This window comes from Klebsiella sp. C239 (assembly GCF_048822715.1).
Classification (GTDB): domain Bacteria; phylum Pseudomonadota; class Gammaproteobacteria; order Enterobacterales; family Enterobacteriaceae; genus Klebsiella; species Klebsiella quasipneumoniae.
Map to the genome: position 1 here is coordinate 578462 of NZ_JBMEZK010000003.1, position 24719 is coordinate 603180.

Annotated in this window: 24 protein-coding genes; 19 read left to right on the plus strand and 5 right to left on the minus strand. The window is 58.5% G+C overall.

Annotation, left to right across the window (positions count from 1 at the left end):
- Nucleotides 1-27 precede the first annotated feature (27 nt).
- The 3 genes from clpP to bolA form a co-directional block, all read right to left on the minus strand.
- Nucleotides 28-651 (minus strand): ATP-dependent Clp endopeptidase proteolytic subunit ClpP, encoded by a 624-nt coding sequence (gene clpP / locus ACOI6Z_RS11630; protein ID WP_002891804.1) that lies wholly within the window; start codon nt 649-651, stop codon nt 28-30.
- 309 nt (nt 652-960) lie between these two features.
- On the minus strand, nt 961-2259 hold the full coding sequence (tig, locus tag ACOI6Z_RS11635) for a trigger factor (RefSeq protein WP_049013792.1): 1299 nt from the start codon (nt 2257-2259) through the stop codon (nt 961-963).
- A gap of 345 nt (nt 2260-2604) precedes the next feature.
- Nucleotides 2605-2922, minus strand: coding sequence for a transcriptional regulator BolA (bolA, locus tag ACOI6Z_RS11640; RefSeq protein WP_002891649.1), 318 nt, complete (start codon nt 2920-2922; stop codon nt 2605-2607).
- Between the two features lie 302 nt (nt 2923-3224).
- On the opposite strand from bolA, the gene ACOI6Z_RS11645 reads away from it, so the two are divergent.
- From ACOI6Z_RS11645 to ACOI6Z_RS11680, 8 genes are all read left to right on the plus strand, one after another.
- Entirely contained in the window at nt 3225-3803 is a 579-nt protein-coding gene (locus ACOI6Z_RS11645) for a lipoprotein (RefSeq protein WP_004204800.1), read from the plus strand.
- A gap of 43 nt (nt 3804-3846) precedes the next feature.
- Nucleotides 3847-5322 (plus strand): muropeptide MFS transporter AmpG, encoded by a 1476-nt coding sequence (ampG, locus tag ACOI6Z_RS11650; protein ID WP_032453853.1) that lies wholly within the window; start codon nt 3847-3849, stop codon nt 5320-5322.
- Nucleotides 5323-5801: 479 nt separating this feature from the next.
- Nucleotides 5802-6746 carry a cytochrome o ubiquinol oxidase subunit II gene (cyoA, locus tag ACOI6Z_RS11655; protein WP_004204802.1) on the plus strand — a complete coding sequence of 315 codons (945 nt, stop codon included), beginning with the start codon at nt 5802-5804 and terminating at the stop codon, nt 6744-6746.
- A 19-nt stretch (nt 6747-6765) separates the two neighbouring features.
- Nucleotides 6766-8757: a cytochrome o ubiquinol oxidase subunit I gene (gene cyoB / locus ACOI6Z_RS11660; RefSeq protein WP_004204804.1), complete on the plus strand. Its 1992-nt coding sequence runs from the start codon at nt 6766-6768 to the stop codon at nt 8755-8757.
- The gene (locus ACOI6Z_RS11665) at nt 8747-9358 is read left to right on the plus strand and encodes a cytochrome o ubiquinol oxidase subunit III (protein ID WP_002891635.1); all 612 of its coding nucleotides are present in this window, start codon (nt 8747-8749) and stop codon (nt 9356-9358) included. The genes cyoB and ACOI6Z_RS11665 overlap by 11 nt, the downstream gene beginning before the upstream one ends.
- A complete protein-coding gene (locus ACOI6Z_RS11670) occupies nt 9358-9687 on the plus strand; it encodes a cytochrome o ubiquinol oxidase subunit IV (protein ID WP_002891634.1) in 330 nt (109 codons plus the stop codon). The genes ACOI6Z_RS11665 and ACOI6Z_RS11670 overlap by 1 nt, the downstream gene beginning before the upstream one ends.
- Before the next feature lie 11 nt (nt 9688-9698).
- Nucleotides 9699-10586 carry a heme o synthase gene (gene cyoE / locus ACOI6Z_RS11675; RefSeq protein ID WP_002891629.1) on the plus strand — a complete coding sequence of 296 codons (888 nt, stop codon included), beginning with the start codon at nt 9699-9701 and terminating at the stop codon, nt 10584-10586.
- Nucleotides 10587-10835: 249 nt separating this feature from the next.
- Nucleotides 10836-11168, plus strand: a complete 333-nt coding sequence (locus ACOI6Z_RS11680) for a hypothetical protein (protein WP_023288611.1) — start codon at nt 10836-10838, stop codon at nt 11166-11168.
- Between the two features lie 38 nt (nt 11169-11206).
- On the opposite strand, the gene ACOI6Z_RS11685 is transcribed toward ACOI6Z_RS11680, so the two are convergent.
- On the minus strand, nt 11207-11965 hold the full coding sequence (locus ACOI6Z_RS11685; RefSeq protein WP_064155197.1) for an IclR family transcriptional regulator domain-containing protein: 759 nt from the start codon (nt 11963-11965) through the stop codon (nt 11207-11209).
- Nucleotides 11966-12117: 152 nt separating this feature from the next.
- Here ACOI6Z_RS11685 and ACOI6Z_RS11690 point away from each other — a divergent pair, with 152 nt between their 5' ends.
- From ACOI6Z_RS11690 to ACOI6Z_RS11725, 8 genes are all read left to right on the plus strand, one after another.
- Entirely contained in the window at nt 12118-12939 is an 822-nt protein-coding gene (locus tag ACOI6Z_RS11690; RefSeq protein ID WP_044521259.1) for a shikimate dehydrogenase family protein, read from the plus strand.
- Entirely contained in the window at nt 12936-14612 is a 1677-nt protein-coding gene (locus ACOI6Z_RS11695) for an FAD-dependent oxidoreductase (protein WP_072422248.1), read from the plus strand. The genes ACOI6Z_RS11690 and ACOI6Z_RS11695 overlap by 4 nt, the downstream gene beginning before the upstream one ends.
- Before the next feature lie 13 nt (nt 14613-14625).
- Complete coding sequence (locus ACOI6Z_RS11700; protein WP_004204812.1) at nt 14626-14946, plus strand: NIPSNAP family protein; 321 nt, start codon at nt 14626-14628, stop codon at nt 14944-14946.
- A 10-nt stretch (nt 14947-14956) separates the two neighbouring features.
- On the plus strand, nt 14957-16648 hold the full coding sequence (locus ACOI6Z_RS11705; protein ID WP_072422249.1) for an FAD-dependent oxidoreductase: 1692 nt from the start codon (nt 14957-14959) through the stop codon (nt 16646-16648).
- Between the two features lie 58 nt (nt 16649-16706).
- Nucleotides 16707-17525 carry a sugar phosphate isomerase/epimerase family protein gene (locus ACOI6Z_RS11710; RefSeq protein ID WP_064155200.1) on the plus strand — a complete coding sequence of 273 codons (819 nt, stop codon included), beginning with the start codon at nt 16707-16709 and terminating at the stop codon, nt 17523-17525.
- A 10-nt stretch (nt 17526-17535) separates the two neighbouring features.
- Nucleotides 17536-18897 carry an MFS transporter gene (locus ACOI6Z_RS11715; protein ID WP_017898923.1) on the plus strand — a complete coding sequence of 454 codons (1362 nt, stop codon included), beginning with the start codon at nt 17536-17538 and terminating at the stop codon, nt 18895-18897.
- A gap of 333 nt (nt 18898-19230) precedes the next feature.
- Nucleotides 19231-20409: a Gfo/Idh/MocA family protein gene (locus tag ACOI6Z_RS11720; protein WP_023288604.1), complete on the plus strand. Its 1179-nt coding sequence runs from the start codon at nt 19231-19233 to the stop codon at nt 20407-20409.
- Between the two features lie 159 nt (nt 20410-20568).
- Nucleotides 20569-21933 carry an MFS transporter gene (locus tag ACOI6Z_RS11725; RefSeq protein ID WP_023288603.1) on the plus strand — a complete coding sequence of 455 codons (1365 nt, stop codon included), beginning with the start codon at nt 20569-20571 and terminating at the stop codon, nt 21931-21933.
- Nucleotides 21934-21976: 43 nt separating this feature from the next.
- Here the strand turns inward: ACOI6Z_RS11725 and ACOI6Z_RS11730 are convergent, their stop codons facing one another.
- Nucleotides 21977-22468 (minus strand): YajQ family cyclic di-GMP-binding protein, encoded by a 492-nt coding sequence (locus ACOI6Z_RS11730; RefSeq protein ID WP_002891465.1) that lies wholly within the window; start codon nt 22466-22468, stop codon nt 21977-21979.
- A 218-nt stretch (nt 22469-22686) separates the two neighbouring features.
- Between ACOI6Z_RS11730 and panE the strand changes: the two genes are divergently transcribed.
- From panE to ACOI6Z_RS11745, 3 genes are read left to right on the plus strand one after another with little or no spacing between them, the layout of a single operon-like run.
- Entirely contained in the window at nt 22687-23598 is a 912-nt protein-coding gene (gene panE, locus ACOI6Z_RS11735) for a 2-dehydropantoate 2-reductase (protein WP_023288602.1), read from the plus strand.
- Nucleotides 23561-24154, plus strand: coding sequence for a protein deglycase YajL (gene yajL, locus ACOI6Z_RS11740; protein ID WP_023288601.1), 594 nt, complete (start codon nt 23561-23563; stop codon nt 24152-24154). Before panE ends, yajL begins: the two co-directional genes overlap by 38 nt.
- Before the next feature lie 50 nt (nt 24155-24204).
- Nucleotides 24205-24681 carry an SRPBCC family protein gene (locus tag ACOI6Z_RS11745; RefSeq protein ID WP_420687329.1) on the plus strand — a complete coding sequence of 159 codons (477 nt, stop codon included), beginning with the start codon at nt 24205-24207 and terminating at the stop codon, nt 24679-24681.
- Nucleotides 24682-24719: the final 38 nt, after the last annotated feature.

Genomic DNA, 24719 nt, shown 5'->3' on the forward strand with positions numbered 1-24719 from the left:
TAAAGCGGCACCCTTGCGCCTCGGGCATCAATTACGATGGGTCAAAATAGAGTCGACCAGTCCGTACTCCACGGCTTCCGCAGCAGAGAGGAAGCGGTCACGCTCGGTGTCACGCTCAATCTGCTCAAGAGACTGGCCGGTATGATGCGCCATCAGCTCATTCATGCGTCCTTTCACCTTCAGGATTTCACGGGCGTGGATCTCAATATCCGTCGCCTGCCCCTGATAGCCGCCCAGCGGCTGGTGGATCATCACGCGGGAGTTCGGCAGGCAGAAACGCTTGCCCTTCGCCCCGGCGGTCAACAGGAACGCGCCCATGGACGCGGCCTGTCCCATACAGATGGTGCTGACGTCCGGCTTGATGAACTGCATGGTGTCATAGATCGACATCCCGGCGGTGATCACCCCGCCCGGAGAGTTAATGTACAGGTAAATGTCTTTTTCCGGGTTTTCCGCTTCCAGAAACAGCATCTGCGCCACGATCAGGTTTGCCATGTGGTCTTCGACCTGGCCGGTCAGAAAAATGACGCGTTCCTTAAGCAGACGGGAGTAGATATCAAAAGAACGTTCACCGCGTGAGGTCTGTTCAATGACCATCGGCACCAGGGCCATATGGGGTGCAAAGTTGTCTCGTTCGCCACTGTATGACATTTCCGTCTCCTGGAGTAATTTTAAAATACCTGCTGCACTGATTGTAACCTTACGGACGGATTATCAGCCACAGTTTCTATCCGCTGAACGCGTCACCGCCTCTTCAACACGCGTGCAATTGCGGATGCAGTTGCCTCCCCCGGTAATGGGGATGGCGTTGCCATATTTCAAGCATAACAAGCTTTTGCTGTAACGCTATCATGGTAAATGCGTTTTAGCACCGTGCCTGAGGCTGGCATTATCCTAAAAAAAAACCCGCCGCCTTTCGGCAACGGGTTTTTGCCCGAACCTTAAACCATCGCGGCGAAATTACGCCTGCTGGTTCATCAGTTCGTTGAAGGAAGTGGCTTTTTCAGACACTTTGGCTTTCGCCAGCACGGCTTCAACAGCCTGCTCTTCCAGCGCCACGTTGCGCATGTTGTCCATCAGCTCTTTGTTCTTGCTGTAGAACTCAACCACTTCTGACGGATCTTCGTAAGCAGAAGCCATCTCTTCGATCAGGCCTTTCACGCGCTCTTCGTCAGCTTTCAGCTCGTTGGTGCGAATCACTTCGCCCAGCAGCAGGCCAACCACTACGCGGCGTTTAGCCTGCTCTTCGAACAGCTCGCGCGGCAGTTCCAGAGCCTGTTTCTCGTTGCCACCGAAACGCTGAGCAGCCTGGCGACGCAGCACGTCGATTTCGCTGTCGATCAGGGCCGCCGGAACGTCGATTTCGTTAGCTTTAACCAGACCTTCGATAGCCTGAGACTTCACACGGTTACGCACAGCGCCTTTCAGCTCGCGTTCCATGTTTTTACGCACTTCAGCGCGCAGGCCAGCGACGGAACCATCTTCCACGCCGAAACGTTTGATGAATTCTTCGGTCAGCTCCGGCAGTTCACGTTCTTCAACTTTCTTCAGGTTGATAACGAACTTAGCCGCTTTACCTTTCAGGTTTTCAGCGTGGTACTCTTCCGGGAAGGTCACGTCGATGGTGAACTCGTCACCCGCTTTGTGGCCTTTGATACCGTCTTCGAAGCCCGGGATCATACGACCCTGACCCATCGCCAGTACGAAGTCAGACGCTTTGCCGCCTTCGAACTCTTCGCCGTCTACGGAACCGGTGAAGTCGATGGTTACGCGATCTTCAGCTTCAACTGCGCCTTCTTTGTCTTTCCAGGTGGCCTGCTGCTTGCGCAGGGTTTCCAGCATGGTGTCAACGTCAGCGTCGGTCACTTCAACAACCGGTTTTTCTACTTCGATCGCTTCCAGACCCTGCAGTTCAACTTCCGGGTACACTTCGAACTCTACCGCGTAGGTGAAGTCTTCGCCCAGTTTGTATTCGCCCGGAACGTAGTTCGGCGCGCCGGCCGGATTGATTTTTTCTTTGATGATCGCGTCAACGAAATGACGGCTCATCAGGTCGCCCAGCACGTCCTGGCGAACGGATGCGCCATAACGCTGAGCAACAACATTCATCGGCACTTTGCCTTTACGGAAGCCGTCAATGCGAACTTTTTTCGCTACGTTGACCAGCTCGCTTTTGACAGCATTCTCGATGCTGTCAGCGGCGATAGTAATCGTTACACGGCGCCCAAGGCCCTGAGTGGTTTCAACTGAAACTTGCATCTTGTTACCTCAAAAAAATCACAGTGCTCGGTCAACTCTGGAAGCGCGTGTAGGTGGCTTCGCAGAACCGGGATGCCCTCTTCAAATCAGAAACACATTCCCTGTCGTCAGAATCATCCCGAAGACATTCATATATAAGACGCGGCATTATAGCGGCATCACTTTTGTGAGTCGAGAACGGTTGTCGCCTGGTGCTGCGGCATTTTTCACATTTCCCGCTCAATTTTGTCCGCAAAAGCGCTGACTTTGCGCATTTTCCAGGCAAAACAAAACGGCCCGTAGGCCGTTTTTGCTAAATCTGCAAGCAACATACTGGAAAAGCGCCAGCGGTTGCAAATGGGATTTCTAGGCGATGCTCCCCGCGCCGCGGCACGGCGGCGAGGCGAAAACCGTATCCTGTAGCGCTTCCCATTCTTTAATCGTGTAGGTGTGCAACGCCAGGGCGTGCACCGTATTCGACAGCTCCTCGGTTAGCGTGCCGTAGATCATACGGTGGCGATTAAGGAAACGCTCGCCAGTGAAGCGATCGCTCACTAACACCACTTTAAAATGACTTTCAGAGCCCGCAGGGACGTTGTGACGATAACTTTCATCCACGACTTCGAGATACATCGGGTCGAACGCTGCTCTAAGTTTTGCTTCGATCTGTTCACGTATCATCATGAATTTTCTCCTCCGACAACGCTGAGATGCCGCCACTCCTTTTAAATGTTAGCCGCTTTTACCGCTTCCATTAGGAGAAAACAACAAAAAATTAGCATTGTTCTGATATTTTCATTCAAAAGTATCACGTTTACTGGCTCTGGTCGCCAGATCCGCCGGTGAAAGAGCGATTAACCGTAGCGGGGCGCTCAGAAAACCGCCAGGGCGATGGATTTACACGCGTTGCCACTTCCCCTTGCCGTTGGCAATGCTATGATGGCGGTAATTTTCCTTATAACAACACCATGCGTTGAGACCTGAACATGCTTAAGAAGATCCTTTTCCCGTTGGTCGCCATGTTTATGCTGGCAGGATGCGCCACGCCGCCGACCACCATTGAAGTATCGCCGAAAATCACGCTGCCGCAGCAGGATCCGAGCCTGATGGGCGTGACCGTCAGCATCAACGGCGCCGACCAGCGTCCGGACCAGGCGCTGGCGAAAGTGACGCGCGACAACCAACAGGTCACCCTCACCGCCTCCCGCGACCTGCGCTTCCTGCTGCAGGAAGTGCTGGAGAAACAAATGACCGCGCGCGGCTATATGATTGGCCCGAACGGCGCAGTCGATCTGCAGATCATCGTCAACAAACTTTACGCTGACGTCTCCCAGGGCAACGTGCGCTACAACATCGCCACCAAAGCCGATATCGCCATCATCGCCACCGCGGCAAACGGCACGAAGATGACCAAAAACTACCGCGCCAGCTACTCGGTTGAAGGCGCCTTCCAGGCCTCGAACAAAAACATCGCTGATGCCGTTAACAGCGTCCTGACCGATACCATCGCCGATATGGCGCAGGACACCAGCATTCACGATTTCATCAAGCAAAACGCGCGTTAATGCCACCACGAACCCGGCCTCCGCCGGGTTCGTGCTTTATGCTATGTCCAGTCATTACTTACGCATTTTTCAGCAGCCTAAATCAGCGATTTTGCTGATCCTCGGCTTCGCCTCCGGTCTGCCGCTGGCCCTCACCTCCGGTACCCTGCAGGCCTGGATGACGGTGGAAAATATCGATCTGAAAACGATCGGTTTTTTCTCGCTGGTCGGCCAGGCCTATGTCTTTAAATTTCTCTGGTCCCCGCTGATGGACCGCTACACGCCGCCGTTCCTCGGCCGACGTCGCGGCTGGCTGGTCACCACCCAGATCCTGCTCCTGTTGGCCATCGCGGCGATGGGCTTTCTTGAACCCGTCTCCCAGCTGCGCTGGATGGCGGCGCTGGCGGTGGTGATCGCCTTCTGTTCAGCGTCGCAGGATATTGTCTTTGACGCCTGGAAAACCGACGTTCTGCCGGCGGAAGAGCGCGGCGCCGGCGCCGCGATCAGCGTGCTGGGCTATCGCCTCGGGATGCTGGTCTCCGGCGGTCTGGCCCTGTGGCTCGCCGACCGCTATCTCGGCTGGCAGGGGATGTACTGGCTGATGGCGGCGCTGCTGGTGCCCTGCATCATCGCCACGCTGCTGGCGCCCGAGCCGAGCGACGTCATCCCGGTCCCCCGATCGCTGGAGCAGGCGGTGGTTGCGCCGCTGCGTGATTTTTTCGGCCGTAACAACGCCTGGCTTATTCTGTTGCTCATCGTTCTTTATAAGCTTGGCGATGCGTTTGCCATGAGCCTGACCACCACCTTTCTCATCCGCGGCGTCGGTTTTGACGCCGGTGAAGTGGGGATGGTGAACAAAACCTTAGGCCTGTTCGCCACCATTCTCGGCGCCCTGTACGGCGGCGTCCTGATGCAGCGGCTGACGCTGTTCCGGGCGCTGCTGATCTTCGGTCTGCTGCAGGGGGTCTCCAACGCCGGCTACTGGCTGCTGTCGATTACCGATAAGCACCTCTATTCCATGGCGACCGCGGTATTCTTTGAGAACCTGTGCGGGGGAATGGGCACGGCGGCGTTTGTGGCGCTGCTGATGACGCTGTGCAACAAGTCGTTCTCCGCCACCCAGTTCGCGCTGCTCTCGGCGCTGTCCGCGGTTGGCCGCGTGTACGTCGGGCCGATCGCCGGCTGGTTCGTCGAGGCCCACGGCTGGTCCACCTTCTATCTCTTCTCTGTGGTCGCGGCGGTGCCGGGGATCGCGCTGCTGCTGCTGTGCCGGCAAACGCTCGAGCATACCCAACGCACGGCAAGCTTTATACCGCGTAGCGAATACCCGCAGGCCTATGCGCTGGCGCTGGGGATCCTGACGCTGGGCTGCCTGCTGCTGGCGGTATGGCTGGGTCTGCTGATCCTCAACGCGCTGGATTATACGTCGTTCAGCTTCCTGTCCGGCCTGCTGGAGGTTGCCGCGCTGACGGCCGTTGGCGGTATTTTGCTCGGCGGCCTGCTCGACTACCTGGCGCTGCGTAAAACCCACCTGATTTAAGGACGCTGCATCATTATTAGCCGTTGTAATAACGAAACGTAATTATAACGGCTTATTAACGCTTTTATATTGCCCGCCGCGCTATTTGTTGTTTTGTGCGTTTTTGTTTTCTGGAAATTATTGACAGTTTTTATTCGATTCTTTAAATAATTTAACCGATTCAGCTAAGCCGATTTTATTTTACGTTTCCACAATGTCTTTTATTTGATAATTAAATGTTAAACAATTGTTCTAATTTTTGGGTGGTTATGCCCATTCGCCGCTAAGCACTCCTTTTCTTATCCCTTTCGTTATCGATCCCACGAAAATCAGGCTTTGCAAGCGATTACGTAACACTACGTAACATATGTGACAAAGCAAGCAGAAGCCGCTAACACAGAACTGACAGAGATCCAATCATGTTTACAGTAATGCAACCTTACCGTAAAATGCCCGTACACTTTAAACGCCACCAGATCCCGTGGAATTGAGGTCGTTCAATGAGACTCAGGAAATACAATAAAAGTTTGGGATGGATGTCATTAATCGCAGGTACTGTATTACTCAGTGGTTGTGATTCTGCACTCCTTGACCCAAAAGGACAGATTGGACTGGAGCAACGCTCTTTGATTCTGACGGCCTTCGGCCTGATGATGATTGTCGTTATTCCCGCCGTCTTGATGGCAGTAGGATTTGCCTGGAAGTATCGCGCGAGCAATAAAGATGCGAAGTATAGCCCGAACTGGTCACACTCCAATAAAGTGGAAGCTGTGGTCTGGACGGTACCTATTCTGATCATCCTGTTCCTGGCCGTTCTGACCTGGAAAACCACTCACGCACTGGAGCCAAGCAAACCGCTTGTCCATGACGAGAAACCAATCACCATCGAAGTCGTATCGATGGACTGGAAATGGTTCTTTATCTATCCGGAACAGGGTATTGCTACCGTTAACGAAATCGCCTTCCCGGCGAACGTACCGGTACACTTCAAAGTGACCTCTAACTCGGTGATGAACTCGTTCTTTATTCCGCGCTTAGGCAGCCAGATCTACGCAATGGCCGGGATGCAGACTCAGCTGCACCTCATTGCTGACGAAGCTGGTACTTATGACGGTATCTCCGCTAGCTACAGTGGCCCGGGCTTCTCTGGTATGAAGTTCAAAGCGATTGCTACCCCGGATCGTGCAACTTTCGATCAGTGGGTTGAAAAAGCGAAACAGTCTCCGAACGCTATGGACTCTATGGCCGCGTTCGAGAAAGTGGCTGTGCCTAGCGAATATAACAAAGTGGAATACTTCTCTAACGTGAAGCCGGATCTGTTCAAAGATGTTGTGAACAAATTCATGTCTCACGAGAGCATGAACATGTCCAAACCTGAAGGCGAGCATGCCGCTCACGACGGGATGGAAGGCATGGACATGAGCCACGCGGAAACCGCTCACTAAGGGGCCGAGGAAGAAAACGATGTTCGGAAAACTTACACTGGATGCAGTGCCCTACCACGAACCTATTATCGTGGTAACGGTGGCTGCGATTATCATTGGGGGACTGGCGCTTCTGGCGGCCATCACTTACTTCGGTAAGTGGTCCTACCTATGGAACGAGTGGCTGACCTCTGTCGACCACAAACGTCTCGGTATCATGTACGTTATCGTGGCAATCGTCATGCTGCTGCGTGGCTTTGCTGACGCCATCATGATGCGTAGCCAGCAGGTGCTGGCCTCGGCCGGGGAAGCAGGCTTCCTGCCGCCTCATCACTACGATCAGATCTTTACCGCCCACGGCGTTATCATGATCTTTTTCGTGGCGATGCCGTTCGTTATCGGTCTGATGAACCTGGTGGTTCCGCTTCAGCTCGGCGCACGCGACGTAGCCTTCCCGTTCCTCAACAACCTGAGCTTCTGGTTCACCGTTGTGGGCGTGATTCTGGTTAACCTGTCTCTGGGCGTCGGTGAGTTCGCGCAGACCGGTTGGCTGGCCTATCCGCCGCTGTCGGGAATTGAGTACAGTCCTGGCGTAGGGGTCGACTACTGGATTTGGGCGCTGCAGCTCTCCGGTATCGGTACTACCCTGACCGGTATTAACTTCTTCGTGACCATTATCAAGATGCGCGCCCCGGGCATGACCATGTTCAAGATGCCGGTATTCTCCTGGGCATCTCTGTGCGCTAACATCCTGATTATCGCCTCTTTCCCAATTCTGACCGTCACCATCGCGCTGCTGACCCTGGATCGTTACCTGGGCACCCATTTCTTTACCAACGATATGGGTGGCAACATGATGATGTACATCAACCTGATTTGGGCCTGGGGTCACCCGGAAGTGTACATCCTGGTTCTGCCGGTGTTCGGGGTCTTCTCCGAAATCGCCGCGACCTTCTCGCGTAAGCGTCTGTTCGGTTACACCTCTCTGGTGTGGGCAACCGTCTGTATTACCGTTCTGTCGTTCATCGTTTGGCTGCACCACTTCTTCACCATGGGTGCCGGCGCGAACGTAAACGCCTTCTTCGGTATTACCACCATGATTATCGCGATCCCGACCGGGGTTAAGATCTTCAACTGGCTGTTCACCATGTATCAGGGTCGCATCGTCTTCAACTCGGCGATGATGTGGACTATCGGCTTTATCGTGACCTTCTCCGTAGGTGGGATGACCGGCGTGCTGCTGGCGGTACCGGGCGCGGACTTCGTTCTGCACAACAGCCTGTTCCTGATCGCGCACTTCCATAACGTTATCATCGGCGGCGTGGTATTCGGTTGCTTCGCAGGTCTGACCTACTGGTGGCCGAAAGCCTTTGGCTTCACCCTGAACGAAACCTGGGGCAAACGCGCTTTCTGGTTCTGGATCATCGGCTTCTTCGTAGCATTTATGCCGCTGTACGTGCTGGGCTTCATGGGGATGACCCGTCGTCTGAGCCAGCAGATCGATCCGCAGTTCCACCCGATGCTGGTTGTTGCAGCTTGCGGTGCGGCGCTGATCGCCTGCGGTATCCTGTGCCAGCTGATTCAGTTCTACGTCTCTATTCGCGACCGCGATCAGAACCGTGACCTGACCGGTGACCCGTGGGGTGGCCGTACGCTGGAGTGGGCAACCTCTTCTCCACCGCCGTTCTACAACTTCGCTATCGTTCCTCAGGTTCACGAGCGTGACGCCTTCTGGGAAATGAAAGAGAAAGGTGAAGCGTACAAACAGCCTGCTCACTATGAAGAAATTCATATGCCGAAAAACAGCGGCGCCGGCATCGTCATTGCCGCCTTCGCGACGGTATTTGGTTTCGCCATGATCTGGCATATCTGGTGGATGGCGATCGCCAGCTTCATCGGCATCGTAGCGACCTGGATTATTAAGAGCTTTGACGAGGACGTGGATTACTACGTACCGGTTGCAGAAGTCGAAAAACTGGAAAAACAGCATTTCGATGAGATTAACAAAGCAGGGCTGAAAAATGGCAACTGATACTCTTGCGCATACTGCCCACGCGCATGAACACGGGCACCATGATACAGGACCGATGAAGGTATTCGGTTTCTGGATCTACCTGATGAGCGACTGCATTATCTTCGCTACGCTGTTTGCTACCTATGCCGTTCTGGTGAACGGCACGGCCGGCGGACCGACTGGCAAAGATATTTTCGAACTGCCGTTCGTTCTGGTTGAAACCGCACTGCTGCTGTTCAGCTCCATCACCTACGGCATGGCGGCTATCGCCATGTACAAAAACAACAAGAGCCAGGTGGTTTCCTGGCTGGCGTTGACCTGGCTGTTTGGCGCCGGATTTATCGGGATGGAAATCTATGAATTCCATCACCTGATCATGGAAGGCTTTGGTCCGGATCGTAGTGGCTTCCTGTCCGCGTTCTTCGCGCTGGTCGGCACCCACGGTCTGCACGTGACCTCTGGCCTTATCTGGATGGCGGTGCTGATGTTCCAGGTTTCACGTCGTGGCCTGACCAGCACTAACCGCACGCGTATCCTGTGCCTGAGCCTGTTCTGGCACTTCCTGGACGTCGTGTGGATCTGCGTGTTCTCGGTTGTCTATCTGATGGGGGCGATGTAATGAGTCATTCTACCGATCATAGCGGCGCTTCTCACGGCAGCGTGAAGAGCTACATGACAGGATTTATCCTGTCCATCATCCTGACGGTCATTCCGTTCGCCATGGTGATGAGTGGCTCCGCCTCGCATGCGGTTATCCTTGGCACCATTCTGGTGACCGCTGTGGTGCAGATCGTGGTACACCTCGTGTACTTCCTGCATATGAACAGCAAGTCCGATGAAGGCTGGAACCTGACCGCATTTATCTTCACCGTAATCATCATTGCGATCGTGGTTGTCGGCTCCATCTGGATTATGTGGAACCTGAACTACAACATGATGATGCACTAAGAGCGGCGAGTATGTTTAAGCAATACCTGCAAGTTACGAAACCAGGCATTATTTTTGGCAACCTGATCTCCGTGATCGGCGGTTTCCTGCTGGCCTCCAAAGGCCACATCGACTATCCGCTGTTCGTCTGGACGCTCCTTGGAGTATCCCTGGTGGTCGCCTCGGGTTGTGTATTCAACAACTACATCGACCGGGACATCGATCGTAAGATGGAACGGACGAAAAACCGGGTGCTGGTCAAAGGGCTGATCTCGCCAGAAGCTTCGCTGGTGTACGCCACCTTGCTGGGTATTGCTGGCTTTATGCTGCTGTGGTTCGGCGCAAATCCGCTGGCCTGCTGGCTGGGGGTGATGGGGTTCGTGGTTTATGTCGGCGTCTACAGCCTGTACATGAAACGCCACTCTGTCTACGGCACGCTGATTGGCTCACTCTCCGGCGCCGCGCCGCCGGTGATTGGCTACTGCGCGGTCACCGGTGATTTCGACAGCGGTGCGGCGATCCTGCTGGCTATCTTTAGCCTGTGGCAGATGCCTCACTCCTACGCCATCGCGATTTTCCGCTTTAAGGATTATCAGGCGGCGAATATTCCGGTGCTGCCGGTGGTGAAAGGCATTTCGGTCGCCAAAAACCATATTACGCTGTACATCGTCGCCTTTGCCGTTGCGACCCTGATGCTCTCGCTGGGCGGTTACGCCGGGTATAAATACCTGGTCGTGGCGGCAGCGGTCAGCGTCTGGTGGCTGGGTATGGCGCTGCGTGGCTACAAAGTGGCAGATGACAAAGTCTGGGCGCGCAAGCTGTTCGTCTTTTCCATCGTCGCCATCACTGCGCTGTCCGTGATGATGTCCGTTGACTTTATGGTGCCGGATTCACATAGCCTGCTGGCTTACGTGAGATAATCTCGCTCTCCAGTACGATATAAAGCCCCGTTTTGACGGGGCTTTTTCTTTTCTGTTGCAAATTGGTTCCTTTCTCATTTCATACTTCCCCTCCCCTCCCCCGCATCGGTTTCGCTATCTCACGCCCAAAAAATGAGGAAAAAATGAGCTTGTGCTAACCGGGTATCGCTCGCGCCGCACGCGCCCGCGATGCTACTTTTCGCCTCGGGTTTACACCCGTTTGGGAAATATTCACTACAAGGAATCGCAATGAAAGAATTAACACTGAACGAAATGGAGTACATCTCCGGCGGCTTTAACCTGTTCGGCGCGGCCAACGGCTTCGCCAGCTTTGTCGCCAACTCTGCCGTCGGCTTCACCTCGTTTGTCCTCACCTCCGGTACCGCCTTCGCCTCATTCGTTGGCGACAGCGCAATGGCGTTTGGTTCCTTCCTGACCGGTCAGACAAACTGGGAAACCTTCGTGACCACCGGTAAGGAAAACTGGGGTAGCTTCGTCAATACCGCCGGCACCAGCTGGAACACCTTTGTCGATAACGCCGCCAGCGACTGGAGCAGCTTCCTCAACAAAGCGTCAGCCTAAACGACGTCTCGCCGAGGGCAGCGCATCGGCTGCCCTGTTTAACTTACCAGCATCGCCTGCGCGCTATAGAGCAGATCAAGGTGGTCGCGGCATAACGCGTCCAGCGAAGTCCGCGATTGATGACTGGTCAGACTTAACGCTCCCCACCAGGTCCCTTCCCTGTCGGTTAACGGTACCGCCAGCACCAGCATACCAATCTCAAACTCCTGCTCGATAGTGGCATACCCCTGACGCCGCACCTGGGCAATCTTCTCCATCAACGACGCGACGTCGGTCACCGTATAGGGCGTGCGTTGTTCCCGGGTAATGCGCTGTAGAACCGCTTCACACTCTGCTTCCGGCAGCGAAGCCAGCCATAACCGCCCCCCGGCGGTACAAAAGATGGGCACCCGCTCCCCAAGCCGAACCGACGTGGAGTTAAATGGCGTGTGACGGCTGCGGGCGATATAGACCAGTTCATCTTCATCCACCACCCCCACCGAGGCGTGCTCCTCGGTCCGGCTGGCGATGTATTCGACAATCGGCCGCACCATGCGGGGAAACTGCGCCGAATCGACGTAGGCCTGACCAAGCCGCAGCGTCTTCGGGGTAAGCCAGTAATAGCGCCCATCGGTTTGCAAATAGCGCTCATGCAGCAGCGTCAACAGAAAACGTCGTGCCGCGCTTTGCGTCAGGCCGCTCATTTTCGCCGCCTGAGCGACGGTGAGCTTTGGGCAGGTTTTAGAAAAAAGCTGGATGAGCGCCAACCCTTTTTGTAAACCGACGATCAGATCGCGAGGATGAATGGTGTTTTGCATATTCGCTCACATTTTTGCAACATCATTATCGATTTCCTGCGATTATCGCAGCGATCGTGCGATTAACAACCGACATGTCCGAATTCTGCGTTGTCGCTCCCAGCTTCCACTGAAATACTTTCACAACATTCATTTAACAAATGAGGTTTGCAATGGTCAGTGGAACTACCCAGGTTGTCGCCGTGATTGGTCATCCGATCGCCCAGGTGAAATCACCGGATAACTTCAACCGCTACTTTGCCGAACAGCACATGGACAGCGTCATGATCCCGGTGGATATCGCCCCGGACGCGGTGGCCGCCTACCTCAACGCCCTGCGCGGCTGGCAGAACATGAGCGGCGTGCTGGTGACGGTGCCGCATAAACAACGCGCCGCCGCGCTGGTCGACGAGCTTACGCCGCGCGCCCGCCGACTCAACGCCATCAATGTGATCCGCAAGCTGGCGGATGGCCGGTTACAGGGCGATATGCTGGACGGCGTCGGCTTTCTGCTCGCCGCCGAGGCTCAGGGTTTTCAGCCGGCAGGTAAGCAGGCGCTGCTCTCCGGTTGCGGCGGCGTCGGCAGCGCCATCGCCTGGGGATTGTGCGAGGCGGGGCTCCGTCAGCTGGCTCTGCACGATCAAAACCCCGCCACCCGACAACGCCTGCACGATCTTCTGGCTGAAGCCTTTCCGGCGGTGCGACTGAGCGCGCTGCCGGACACCCTGCACGGCGTCGATCTGCTGGTCAACGGCTCGCCGGCCGGCATGGCCGGATTTGATGCGCTGCCCCTGCCGCAGGCGCTGCTGGAGACGCTCGACAGCGCCACCCACGTGGCTGACGTTGTCACCGCCCCGGTGATGACGCCGTTGCTCACCTTCGCCGCCGCCCGCGGCTGCCGGGTACAGACCGGGCCGGAAATGGCGCTGGCGCAGATGACGCTGATGGGCCAGTTTATCGGCGCCATCCCGCCGGCGCAGGGAGCAGCGGCATGAAGAGCTGGGACGTGATCGTCATCGGCAGCGGCGCCGCTGGCTTTGCCGCCGCGGTCACCGCCAGCTGCAAAGGGCTGTCGGTGCTGATGCTGGAGAAAGCCGGTCAGTTCGGCGGCACCTCGGCCATCTCTGGCGGCGCCGTGTGGCTGCACGATACTGACCAGGCGCGCGCCGCGGGCAAAAGCGGTAGCGCCGAAGCGATCAAAACCTATCTGCGAACCATTATCGGCGAGGCCCACTACCGCGAAGATATCGCCGAGGCGTTTATCAGCGCCGGGCGAGAGGCCCTCGCCTTTCTGGAGCGCGAGGGGGCGGTGAAATATAGCCTGCGCCCACTCTCACCTGATTACTATCCGGATGAGCCCGGCGCTGTCGACGTCGGGCGGGCGCTGGAGGTGGTGGAGTATGACGGCCGTGAACTGGGTGACGCGTTTCGCGACCTGCGCTCGCCGCCGCCGGGGATGCTGCTGTTTGGCGGAATGATGGTCAACCGCGTCGACATTCAACATTTTCTCGATATGCGTCGCTCGCTGCGCTCCCTGGCCCATTGCACCCAGCTGCTGCTGCGCTATGCCCGCGACCGGGTGACATACCCTCGCGGCACCCGCCTGGCGATGGGCAATGCCCTGATTGCCCGCATGGCGACCACGGCGCTGCGTAAAGGCATGAGCCTGCGGCTGAATGTCAATGTTCTGGCGCTGCGCGAAGCGCAAGGCGCGGTCACCGGGGTAGAGATCGAGTGTCAGGGGCAAAGAGAGACGCTGCACGCCCGGCGAGGGGTGGTGCTGGCCGCAGGCGGTTTTGCCGCTGGCGCGCTGGCGGCGCGCTATCGGCCTGACACCCGAGAGCACTTCACCATGTCGCCGCCGGCCAATGATGGCGCCGCGCTGCGTCTCGCGGCGGCGCTTAACGCTCGCGAGGGAGCCGATCGGGCATCCAACTTTTTCTGGGCGCCGGTATCGGTGCTGACCCGGTCCGACGGCAGCGAGGAGCGCTTCCCCCACCTGGTGACTGACCGGGCCAAGCCGGGCGTGATTGCCGTCAATCAGCGGGCGGTACGCTTCGTTAATGAGTCCAGCTCCTATCACCATTTTGCCAGCGCGATGCAGCGTGCCGCGGAGAATGCCCCCTGCTTTTTACTGTGCGACGCCCAGGCGATGAAGCGTTACGGCCTCGGGCTGGCGCGCCCGGCGCCGGTGAACAATGACGCCCTGATCGCCGCCGGCTATCTGCACAAAGCCGACACCCTGGCCGCGCTGGCGCAGCAGCTTGGGCTGGATGCCCACACCCTGAGCGAGACGGTCGCCCGCTACAATCGTGACGCCGCGCAGGGCGTGGACCGTGAGTTTGCCAAAGGCGGCAACAGCTATAACCGGGCGATGGGCGATCCGGGCCATCACCCTGACGCCTGCAACGCTCCCCTGCTCAGCGCGCCGTTCTATGCCATCAAACTCTATACCGGCGATCTGGGGACTTCCCGGGGTCTGGTCACCACCGCCGATGCCCAGGTCGTCAACGCCGAAGGAAAGCCTATCGCGGGGCTGTACGCGGTGGGAAACGACATGGATTCGCTGATGGCCGGCACCTACCCGGGTCCCGGCATCACCCTTGGCCCGGGGCTGACGTTTGGCTACCTCGCCGCCTGCCATCTGGCGCAACCCGCCACCCACTAATCAGGAAAACATCATGATCTACGAAAAACGCACCTACACCATCAATCCGCTGAAAATGGCCGACTGGCTGGCGCTGTACCAAAGCGATGCCCTGGCGGTGCAAACTGACCATCTCGGCAAACTGATCGGCTTCTTTTTTACCGAGATCGGCGTGGTCAATCAGGTAGTGCACATCTGGGCTTACGAAAGCCTGGACGATCGCCTGGTACGCCGCGCGCGGATGGCCCAGGACGAGCGCTGGCAGACCTTCTCGCGGAAAAATCGCGAACTGGCCGCCGTGGAGCGCCTCGAGTCGGTGCTGATGCGCCCCACCGCTTTTTCACCATTGCAGTAAGGAGTCCATCATGAGCGGGCCTGTGAAGGTGGATATGCTGGTGGTCGGCTCCGGCGCGGCGGGACTCTCTGCCGCGGTCACCGCGGCAATGCACGGCGCCAGCGTCATGGTGGCGGAGAAGGCGTCAGTGCTCGGCGGAACCAGCGCCTGGTCCGGCGGCTGGCTGTGGATCCCCCGCAACCCGCTGGCGCGGGCGGAGGGCATCGACGAAGCGGCCGATGCTCCGCTGACCTATCTGCAGCATGAGATGGGGGGCGAAGCCGCCGACGTTCGCCTGCAGACCTTCCTGCGTCACGGGCCGGAAATGGTGGAGTTTTTTCATCAGCGGACGGCGGTGAAGTTTCTGTCGGGCAGCGCCATGCCGGACTTTCACGCGTCGCCGGGCGCGGCGAACGGTGGGCGGTCGGTGACCGCTCAGCCCTACGATGGCCGCCTGCTCGGCGACTGGCTCCACCGACTGCGCCCGCCGCTGGAGACCATCAGCCTGGCCGGGATGGGCATCGCCGGCGGCGCGGACATGGCGCATTTTTTTAACGCCACCCGCTCGCCGCGCTCCGCGCTGTATGCCGCCCGCCGCCTGCTGCGCCACGGCTGGCAGCGGCTGCGCGCCGGACGGGGGCAGCATCTGGTCAATGGCAATGCGCTGGTCGCCCGTCTGCTGCGATCCGCCCTCGACGCCGGAGTGCGCTTTCAACTCAATGCGCCTGCGGTTCGGCTGCTGCAGGGGCCGCAGGGCGTGTCCGGCGCGGTGCTGCGCAGCGATGACGGGGAGATGCACGTCGAAGCGGGCGCCGTGGTGCTGGCATGCGGCGGTTTTCCCCACGATCGGCAGCGCCTGGCGCAGGTGGTGCCTCACGCCGCGGAGGGCTACGGCCATTTCTCCGCCGCGCCGCCTGACAATCAGGGCGAGGGGATCCGCCTTGGCGAATCCGTCGGCGGCCAGTTCGATACCCGCCTGCGCCACCCGCTGGCCTGGGCGCCGGTGTCCCGCGTCACCCTCGCCAGCGGCCAGCAGCTGATGTTTCCCCATCTGGTGGAGCGAGCCAAGCCCGGGGTGATCGCCGTCCTGCCTAACGGCCAACGCTTTGTTAACGAGGCCGATTCCTATCACGACTTTATCGCCGCCCTGCTGGCGGCGACGCCCGTGGGCGACACGCCGCAGGCCTGGCTGCTGGCCGATCGGCGCGCGCTGCGCCGCTATGGCCTGGGCCACGCCAGGCCCTTCCCGTTCACCCCTACCGCCTGGCTGCGTACCGGCTATCTGCTGCGAGGAAACACCCTGGCCGAGCTGGCGAAACTTTGCGCCATCGATACCGATGCGCTGGCGGAAACCGTTGAACGCTTTAATCACTTCGCCAGCACCGGTGAAGACGTCGATTTTCACCGCGGCGCATCGGCCTATAACCGCGCGCAGGGTGACCATCAGGTGACGCTCGGACCGCTGCGCGAAGGGCCGTTCTACGCGGTGCGCATTCTGCCCGGCTCGCTGGGCACCTTCAGCGGATTGCAAACCGACGAACACGCTCGGGTGCTGGACGGGCAGCAGCAGCCGATACCGGGCCTGTTCGCCATCGGCAACGACATGTCGAGCGTGATGCGCGGCTATTACCCCAGCGGAGGGATCACCCTCGGGCCGGCGATGACCTTCGGCTACCTGGTGGGCAAAAAACTGGCTGAAAACACAATAAAAACAAAGCAATAAAAGCCAGGGACGGCAATACCCCTGGCTAACTTCACCTGCAACTGAACCGGAGCCATTTATGAACATGCGTACCCTATCGCTCGCCGCGCTGAGCCTGCTCGATGTCTCTCCCCCCGAACAGGTGCGGATAGCGGCCAGAACCGGTTTTACCCACGTGGGTCTGCGGCTGCTGCCCGCCACCCCCGCCGACCCGGACTACGATATGCTGGGCGATACCCCCGCCGTCCGCGCGACCCTGGCCGCGCTGATGGAAACCGGCATCCGCGTCTCGGACGTGGAGATCGTCCGCCTGAGCCCGGGGTTTACCCTCGACGATCGGCTGCTGCGCTTTATGGAGACCGCCGCGCGGCTTGGCGCCGGGCAGGTGTTAGTCGCCGGGAATGACGACAACCTGCAGCGCAGCGCCGACAACCTGGCCACTCTCGCCGCGGCCGGCCGCCCGTTTGGCCTGACCATGAACCTTGAGCCAATGCCCTGGACCCAGCTGCGCACGATCGCCGATGCGCAGGCGCTGATCGCCGCCAGCGGGCGGGAGGATATTGGCATCCTGGTGGACGCCCTTCATTTCTGGCGCGCGGGAGAATCGCTCGCCGCCCTCTCCAGCCTGCCCGCGCATCATCTGAACTATATGCAGCTCTGCGATGGCGCGGCGCAGCGGCCGGAAAGCGAGCAGGAGCTCATCCGCCAGGCCCGCTCAGCGCGCAACGTGCCGGGGGAAGGCGGTTTGGATCTGTACGGTCTGATGTCGGCTCTGCCGGCGACGCTGCCGGTCTCCCTCGAGGTGCCGCTCGACGGCGAGCAGGGCGCCCTGCCGCCCCTCCAGCGGGCGCAATTACTGTTCACTGCCGCGCAGCCCTACCTGCGCTCCTGCGCATAAGGAATCCGCTATGACACAGACTCAACGCCTGGATGTCAGAGAGTTAATTAACCGTAACCCGCTGAGCCGCTTTCAAAAGCAGATTATTTTTCTCGGCTTTTGCGTTATCGCTCTCGATGGGTTTGATATCGCGATCATGGGCTTTATCGCCCCGACGCTGAAGCTGGAGTGGGGGGTAAGCAACCACCAGCTGGGCCTGGTGATCAGCGCCGCGCTGATCGGCCTCGCGCTGGGCGCTATTTTCTCTGGCCCGCTCGCCGACTGGCTGGGACGCAAAAAGATCATCATCAACAGCGTTTTCTTCTTCGGTTTCTGGACCATCGCCACCGCCTTCTCGCACAACATTGAGCAGATGATGTTCTTCCGCTTTATGACCGGCCTTGGACTGGGCGCCGCGATGCCGAACATCGGGACGCTGGTGTCGGAATACGCCCCGGAACGCCAGCGCTCATTTATTATTACCGTCATCTTCTGCGGCTTCACCTTCGGCGCGGCGGCCGGAGGATTCACCGCCTCATGGCTGATCCCGCAGTTTGGCTGGCACTCGCTGATGGCGCTCGGCGGCATTCTGCCGCTGCTGTTCGCCCCCCTGCTTATCTGGCGGCTGCCGGAATCGGTTCGTTTTCTGGTGATCAAACAAGCGCCAGCGGCGCGCATTCGCGCCATCCTTAATCGTCTTTATCCCGGACAAATCAGCGACAACGTGACGTTTATCCTGCCGGCGCAGCCGGCGGCCGGCAACGCGATGCGCATTGTGCTCTCCCGCCAGTACGGCTTTGGCTCGTTGATGCTATGGCTGGTCTATTTTATGGGGCTGTTCCTGGTCTATATTCTCGGCAGCTGGCTGCCAACGCTGGTTAAGGAGGTCGGGCTTACCGTCAGCCAGGCGGCCGTGATGACGGCGATCTACCAGGCGGGAGGCACACTCGGCTCGCTGTTTGCCGGCTGGCTGATGGACCGCATCAATCCCCATCGCGCGCTGGGAATGATCTACGCCGTCGGCGGCCTGTTTACCATGGCGATGGGCTACGCCGCGGGCAGCTTTGCCTTGCTCTGCATGCTGGCGTTTATCAGCGGCGCCTGCCTGAACGGCGCCAATACGGGCATGAACGCCCTCTCCGCCCGTTACTACCCCACGCAGGCGCGGGCGACCGGCTCCAGCTGGATGCACGGCGTCGGGCGGATCGGCGCGATCCTCAGCGCCTTTGCCGGCGCTGAGATGATGGCGCTCAACCTGCCCTTCGAAAGCGTCTTTTTGATCCTCGGCATCCCGGCTGCCCTCACCGTCGCAGGCCTGGCGGCGAAGGGCATCTTCGCCGCAGGTAATCCTCCCGCCGCTTCGCCAGCCCCCGCGTCTGTGCGCGGAGCGTAATGCGGTATCCTTCCTCCGGTGCAATCTGCGGATTGCACCGCGCGCTGCGGCTAAAAAGAACATTTATTTCATCTTGCCGTGTAACGAAAAGTACTCCACAACCGTCCGGCCTGCACCCATTGCCGTTGTTTCCCCTCTCCTCTTTTCAAGCCAGCAGAAAATAAACTTCTGCTTATTCGATCCCCTTCGCATATATGAAAAATAAATTCCACACAACAATTGAAACAGAACAAACATTTCCTTAAGTTTAGGTCAGTTTATCCGGATGCGCGTTGCCGCAGGCGTCGGCATTGAGCGCCTCAGAGTGCGAATGATTTCAAAAAGGAGAGCACCATGTTAAACGGTCTGAAACCCTTATCCCGTTCCCTGCGTTGGGGCATGGTCGGCGGCGGGGGAACCAGCCAGATCGGCTACAGCCACCGCTGTGCGGCGCTGCGTGACAATGTTTACACCCTGCTGGCCGGCGCGCTTGACGTTGATGCCGAGCGCGGGCGCGCGTTTGGTGAACAGCTGGGCATCGCGCCGGAGCGCTGCTACGCCGACTACCAGACCCTGTTTCGTGAAGAAGCCCGCCGTCCTGACGGGATCGAGGTCGTCTCGGTCACCACCCCGAACAATACCCATTTCGCCATCACCAAAGCGGCGCTGGAAGCGGGCCTCCACGTCATCTGTGAAAAGCCCCTCTGCTTTACCGCCGAAGAGGCGCGCGAGCTGGTGGACCTGAGCAAAAAACAGAACAAAATCGTCGGCGTCACCTACGGCTACGCCGGCTATCAGATGATCCAGCAGGCGCGGCAGATGATTGCCGATGGGCTGCTCGGCGAGATCCGCATCGTCAATATGCAGTTCGCCCACGGCTTTCATAACCAGGCCGTCGAGCTGCAGGCAGAATCCACCCGCTGGCGCGTAACGCCGAAGTTCGCCGGGCCCAGCTATGTGCTGGGGGATCTGGCCACCCATCCCCTGTTTGTCGCCGAAACCATGGCGCCGCAGCTCAATATCAAACGGCTGATGTGCTCCCGCCAGAGCTTTGTCCCCTCCCGCGCGCCGCTGGAAGATAACGCCTTTGTCCTGATGGAGTATGACAACGGCGCGGTTGGCTCGATGTGGACCAGCGCGGTGAACAGCGGCGCCATGCACTCGCAAAAAGTGCGCATCGTCGGCGAAAAGGCGAGTATCGAATGGTGGGATGAGCATCCTAACCAGCTCAGCTATGAGGTGCAGGGCGAGCCGGCGCGCATTCTGGAACGCGGGATGCCCTACCTGAGCGCAAACGCGCTGGCGGACGATCGCATCGGCGGCGGCCACCCGGAAGGGCTGTTTGAAGCCTGGGCCAATCTCTATCGCCGCTATGCGCAGGCGATTGACGCCACGGACCGTGACGATCGCGCCTTCCTGCAAGACTTCTGGTATCCGGACGTCGAAGCCGGGCTACACGGCGTCTACTGGGTCGAGCAGTGCGTCAAATCGGCTGATGCCGGCAGCCAGTGGGTTGACTTTACTTTACCTTAATTTTCCCCCTCGCCAGTGGAGTCCCCCTCCACTGGTTTATTGATTTTTACCAACTTGTCGCATCGCGCAACAGCCCCGTAATATCTGTTAAACAAACATTTATTTACGCTTCTTACCCCCCGCCGCTACACTAGGCGCAGTTTTTATATTGAGGTGGTAATGAACGATAACAAAATGACGCCAGGGGAACTGCGCGCGACCTGGGGTTTGGGGACGGTATTCTCCCTGCGCATGCTTGGCATGTTTATGGTCCTGCCGGTTCTGACCACGTATGGCATGGCATTGCAGGGCGCCAGTGAAGCGCTGATTGGCCTGGCGATCGGCATCTACGGTCTGGCGCAGGCGGTGTTCCAGATCCCCTTCGGACTGTTATCTGACCGTATTGGCCGTAAGCCGTTGATCGTCGGCGGCCTGCTTATCTTCGTGCTCGGCAGCGTCATCGCCGCGCTCACCGACTCCATTTGGGGCATCATTCTTGGCCGCGCCCTGCAGGGTTCCGGCGCCATCGCCGCCGCGGTCATGGCCCTGCTCTCCGATCTCACCCGCGAACAGAACCGCACCAAAGCGATGGCGTTTATTGGCGTCAGCTTCGGCGTCACTTTCGCTATCGCCATGGTGCTGGGGCCGATTATTACCCATCAGCTGGGCCTGCACGCCCTGTTCTGGATGATCGCCATCCTGGCGACCGTCGGCATCCTGCTCACCCTGTGGGTGGTTCCCAACAGCCAGAATCATGTGCTTAACCGCGAATCCGGGATGGTGAAGGGCTGCTTTAGCAAGGTTCTGGCGGAGCCGCGCCTGCTGAAGCTCAACTTTGGCATCATGTGCCTGCACATCATGCTGATGTCCACGTTTGTCGCGCTGCCCGGACAGCTGGAGGCTGCCGGCTTCCCGGCCGCCGAGCACTGGAAGATTTACCTGGTCACCATGGTTATCTCCTTCATCTCGGTGGTGCCGTTTATTATCTACGCCGAAGTGAAGCGCAAGATGAAGCGCGTCTTTTTGCTCTGCGTGGCCATCCTGCTGATTGCGGAAATTGTCCTCTGGGGCGCCGGAGGCTACTTCTGGGAACTGGTAGCGGGCGTTCAGCTCTTCTTCCTGGCGTTTAACCTGCTGGAAGCGCTACTGCCGTCATTGATTAGCAAAGAGTCGCCGGCGGGCTATAAAGGCACCGCGATGGGCGTCTACTCCACCAGCCAGTTCCTCGGGGTGGCGATTGGCGGCGCCCTTGGCGGCTGGGTCGATGGTTTCTTTGATTCACAGACCGTGTTTCTGCTGGGCGCGCTGCTGGCGATGCTGTGGCTGCTGGTGGCCAGCACCATGAGCGAGCCGCCCTACGTCAGCAGTCTGCGGGTGGAGGTACCGGACGGCGTGGTGGTCGACAGCGCGCTGCAGGCGCGTCTGCTCAGCGCCAGCGGGGTTCATCAGGCGCTGGTGGTGCCCGAGGAGCGCTCGGTGTATATCAAAATCGACAGCAAGGTCACCAACCGCTTCGAGATAGAGCAGCTCATCAAAGGGGTATAAAAAAAGCGGGGAATTCCCCGCTTTTTGCTGTCAGTCTGCCGCCTTAGTCGCGGAAGTTTTTGAACTGGAACGGTTGTCCCAGATCGCCACCGCGCACCAGCGCCATCACCGACTGCAGATCGTCGCGGGACTTACCGGTCACGCGGATCTCTTCGCCCTGAATCTGGGCCTGCACTTTCAGCTTGCTGTCTTTGATCAGTTTAACGATCTTCTTCTGCACCGCGCTTTCAATGCCCTGTTTCAGCTTCGCTTCAACAAACCAGGTTTTACCGCTGTGTACGATATCTTCCGGCACGTCGAGGGAGGTGCCTTCAATGCCGCGCTTGAGCAGCTTGGCGCGCAGGATATCCAGCAGCTGATTCACCTGGAAGTCAGACTCGCTCAGCACTTTAATGGTCTTGTTGGCGTCGTTTAATTCAAACGTGGCTTCAACGCCACGAAAATCAAAACGCGACTCGACTTCGCGGCTCGCGTTGTCCACCGCGTTACGGGCTTCCTGAAGATCAACTTCAGAGACAATATCGAAAGATGGCATCTTTTCCTCTCCTTCCGTTTCTTTTGCGTTGCATAATACCTGCAACGCGGCATAACTCAACTTGTTATCCCGGAAGCTTAGCTGATTACGCAACGCTCGCGCTATTTTCCCCATGCTGCCCGACGACGCCGAAACCCCCTTTCCGTCCGACGATGCGAAAAGCGACGAGATATACTTTAGCCATCAGCGCCTGGGGTAGCGGCAGATGAGGAGGAACAATGAAAGTAACCGTACTGGGATGCGGTGCACTGGGACAACTATGGCTGACCGCGTTGTGCAAACAGGGACATGAAGTCCAGGGCTGGCTACGCGTACCGCAGCCATTCTGTAGCGTCAACGTCATTGAAACCGACGGCTCGGTGTTCAACGAGTCGCTGACGGCCAACGACCCCGATTTCCTTGCCAGCAGCGAGCTGCTGATTGTCACCTTAAAAGCCTGGCAGGTTTCAAACGCGGTGAAGCACCTGGCCGCGATCCTGCCGGTCACCACGCCGATTGTGCTGGTGCATAACGGCATGGGAACCGTCGAGGAGCTGCGCAGCGTGAAACAGCCGTTGCTGCTGGCCTCCACCACCCAGGCGGCGCGCCGCGACGGGAATGTCATCATCCACGTCGCCCAGGGCACCACGCATATCGGGCCGGCGAAAAGCTACGAAGAGGACTACAGCTACCTCGCTGAAGTGCTGCAGAGCGTGCTGCCGGATGTCGCCTGGCACAACAATATCTTCTCGGCCACCTGGCGCAAGCTGGCGGTTAACTGCGTGATTAACCCCCTGACCGCGCTAAAAGGATGTAAAAACGGCGATCTGCGCGACTATCCGCAGGAAGTTGCGGCCATTTGTCGCGAGGTGGCGGCAGTGATGGAGCGCGAAGGTATTCATACCTCGGCGGAAAACCTGCTATTTTATGTCGAACAGGTGATTGAAAGTACGGCAGAAAATATCTCATCCATGCTGCAGGACGTTCGCGCCCAGCGGCACACGGAGATCGACTATATCACCGGTTTTCTGCTCAACCGCGCCCGCGCCCACGGCGTTGCCGTACCGGAAAACGCCCGCTTATTTGAACTGGTCAAGCGTAAGGAGAATGAATATGAGCGCGTCGGCACTGATTTGCCTCGCCCCTGGTAGCGAAGAGACCGAAGCGGTCACCACCATCGACCTGCTGGTCCGCGGCGGAGTCAAAGTGACCACCGCCAGCGTCGCCAGCGACGGCAACCTGACCATCGTCTGCTCGCGCGGCGTCAAACTGCTGGCGGATGCCCCGCTGGTCGAGGTGGCCGATGGCGATTTCGATATCATCGTCCTCCCGGGCGGTATCAAGGGCGCAGAGTGCTTCCGCGACAGCCCGTTGCTGGTGGAAACCGTCCGACAGTTCCATCTCTCCGGGCGCATTGTGGCCGCCATCTGTGCCGCCCCGGCGACCGTGCTGGTGCCCCATCAGCTGTTCCCGATCGGCAACATGACCGGTTTTCCGGCGCTGAAGGATCATATCCCCGCCGATCAGTGGCAGGATAAACGGGTGGTCTGGGATCCACGGGTGAATCTGTTAACCAGCCAGGCGCCGGGAACATCGATTGATTTCGCCCTGAAAATGATCGATCTGCTGGTGGGGCGCGAGAAAGCGTATGAGGTCGCCTCGCAGCTGGTGATGGCCGCCGGCATCTATAATTACTACGAAGCCTGATAGCCGGTCCGCGCCGCGGACTGGCTCCCCTTTTCCTGAGGAGTCGTAGCATGTCCCGAAGCGCAACCGATTCTCGCGATCTTGTTATCAGCCGCCTGCTCAGCGCGCCCGTCCCTGCCCTGTGGCGCGCGTGGGCCGACCCGGCATTACTCAAAACCTGGTGGTGCCCGAAGCCCTGGCAAACCAAGGTGCTGGCCTTTGATTTTCGCGCCGGCGGGGCCTTTCACACCGTGATGCACGGCCCTGACGGTGAACGCAGCGATAACCCCGGCTGTTTTCTTGAGGTTATCCCGCAACAAAAAATCGTCATGACCTCGATGCTGACGGCGGATTATCGTCCCGCCGTTTCCCCCTTCGCGATGACGGCTATCATCACCTTTGCCGATGAACAGGGCGGGTGTCGCTATATGGCCACGGTGCTGCATGCCGACGATGAAACCCGCGAGCAGCATGAGCAGATGGGATTTTTCGAGGGCTGGAATATTGTCATCGATCAGCTGAATGACCTGGCGCTGACCCTGCGCTAATACACGCCCCTGCCAATAGTAAAAAGGCCTTCCATCAG

What these genes read in the sequence shown, in the direction of transcription:
- ACOI6Z_RS11730 (WP_002891465.1), bottom strand. Translation starts at nt 22,468, where the DNA reads ATGCCATCTTTCGATATTGTCTCTGAAGTTGATCTTCAGGAAGCCCGT.
- tig (WP_049013792.1), bottom strand. Translation starts at nt 2,259, where the DNA reads ATGCAAGTTTCAGTTGAAACCACTCAGGGCCTTGGGCGCCGTGTAACG.
- ACOI6Z_RS11700 (WP_004204812.1), top strand. Translation starts at nt 14,626, where the DNA reads ATGATCTACGAAAAACGCACCTACACCATCAATCCGCTGAAAATGGCC.
- ampG (WP_032453853.1), top strand. Translation starts at nt 3,847, where the DNA reads ATGTCCAGTCATTACTTACGCATTTTTCAGCAGCCTAAATCAGCGATT.
- ACOI6Z_RS11665 (WP_002891635.1), top strand. Translation starts at nt 8,747, where the DNA reads ATGGCAACTGATACTCTTGCGCATACTGCCCACGCGCATGAACACGGG.
- cyoA (WP_004204802.1), top strand. Translation starts at nt 5,802, where the DNA reads ATGAGACTCAGGAAATACAATAAAAGTTTGGGATGGATGTCATTAATC.
- panE (WP_023288602.1), top strand. Translation starts at nt 22,687, where the DNA reads ATGAAAGTAACCGTACTGGGATGCGGTGCACTGGGACAACTATGGCTG.
- clpP (WP_002891804.1), bottom strand. Translation starts at nt 651, where the DNA reads ATGTCATACAGTGGCGAACGAGACAACTTTGCACCCCATATGGCCCTG.
- ACOI6Z_RS11720 (WP_023288604.1), top strand. Translation starts at nt 19,231, where the DNA reads ATGTTAAACGGTCTGAAACCCTTATCCCGTTCCCTGCGTTGGGGCATG.
- ACOI6Z_RS11685 (WP_064155197.1), bottom strand. Translation starts at nt 11,965, where the DNA reads ATGCAAAACACCATTCATCCTCGCGATCTGATCGTCGGTTTACAAAAA.
- ACOI6Z_RS11705 (WP_072422249.1), top strand. Translation starts at nt 14,957, where the DNA reads ATGAGCGGGCCTGTGAAGGTGGATATGCTGGTGGTCGGCTCCGGCGCG.
- ACOI6Z_RS11745 (WP_420687329.1), top strand. Translation starts at nt 24,205, where the DNA reads ATGTCCCGAAGCGCAACCGATTCTCGCGATCTTGTTATCAGCCGCCTG.
- ACOI6Z_RS11680 (WP_023288611.1), top strand. Translation starts at nt 10,836, where the DNA reads ATGAAAGAATTAACACTGAACGAAATGGAGTACATCTCCGGCGGCTTT.
- yajL (WP_023288601.1), top strand. Translation starts at nt 23,561, where the DNA reads ATGAGCGCGTCGGCACTGATTTGCCTCGCCCCTGGTAGCGAAGAGACC.
- ACOI6Z_RS11645 (WP_004204800.1), top strand. Translation starts at nt 3,225, where the DNA reads ATGCTTAAGAAGATCCTTTTCCCGTTGGTCGCCATGTTTATGCTGGCA.
- cyoB (WP_004204804.1), top strand. Translation starts at nt 6,766, where the DNA reads ATGTTCGGAAAACTTACACTGGATGCAGTGCCCTACCACGAACCTATT.
- ACOI6Z_RS11670 (WP_002891634.1), top strand. Translation starts at nt 9,358, where the DNA reads ATGAGTCATTCTACCGATCATAGCGGCGCTTCTCACGGCAGCGTGAAG.
- bolA (WP_002891649.1), bottom strand. Translation starts at nt 2,922, where the DNA reads ATGATGATACGTGAACAGATCGAAGCAAAACTTAGAGCAGCGTTCGAC.
- cyoE (WP_002891629.1), top strand. Translation starts at nt 9,699, where the DNA reads ATGTTTAAGCAATACCTGCAAGTTACGAAACCAGGCATTATTTTTGGC.
- ACOI6Z_RS11715 (WP_017898923.1), top strand. Translation starts at nt 17,536, where the DNA reads ATGACACAGACTCAACGCCTGGATGTCAGAGAGTTAATTAACCGTAAC.
- ACOI6Z_RS11690 (WP_044521259.1), top strand. Translation starts at nt 12,118, where the DNA reads ATGGTCAGTGGAACTACCCAGGTTGTCGCCGTGATTGGTCATCCGATC.
- ACOI6Z_RS11710 (WP_064155200.1), top strand. Translation starts at nt 16,707, where the DNA reads ATGAACATGCGTACCCTATCGCTCGCCGCGCTGAGCCTGCTCGATGTC.
- ACOI6Z_RS11725 (WP_023288603.1), top strand. Translation starts at nt 20,569, where the DNA reads ATGAACGATAACAAAATGACGCCAGGGGAACTGCGCGCGACCTGGGGT.
- ACOI6Z_RS11695 (WP_072422248.1), top strand. Translation starts at nt 12,936, where the DNA reads ATGAAGAGCTGGGACGTGATCGTCATCGGCAGCGGCGCCGCTGGCTTT.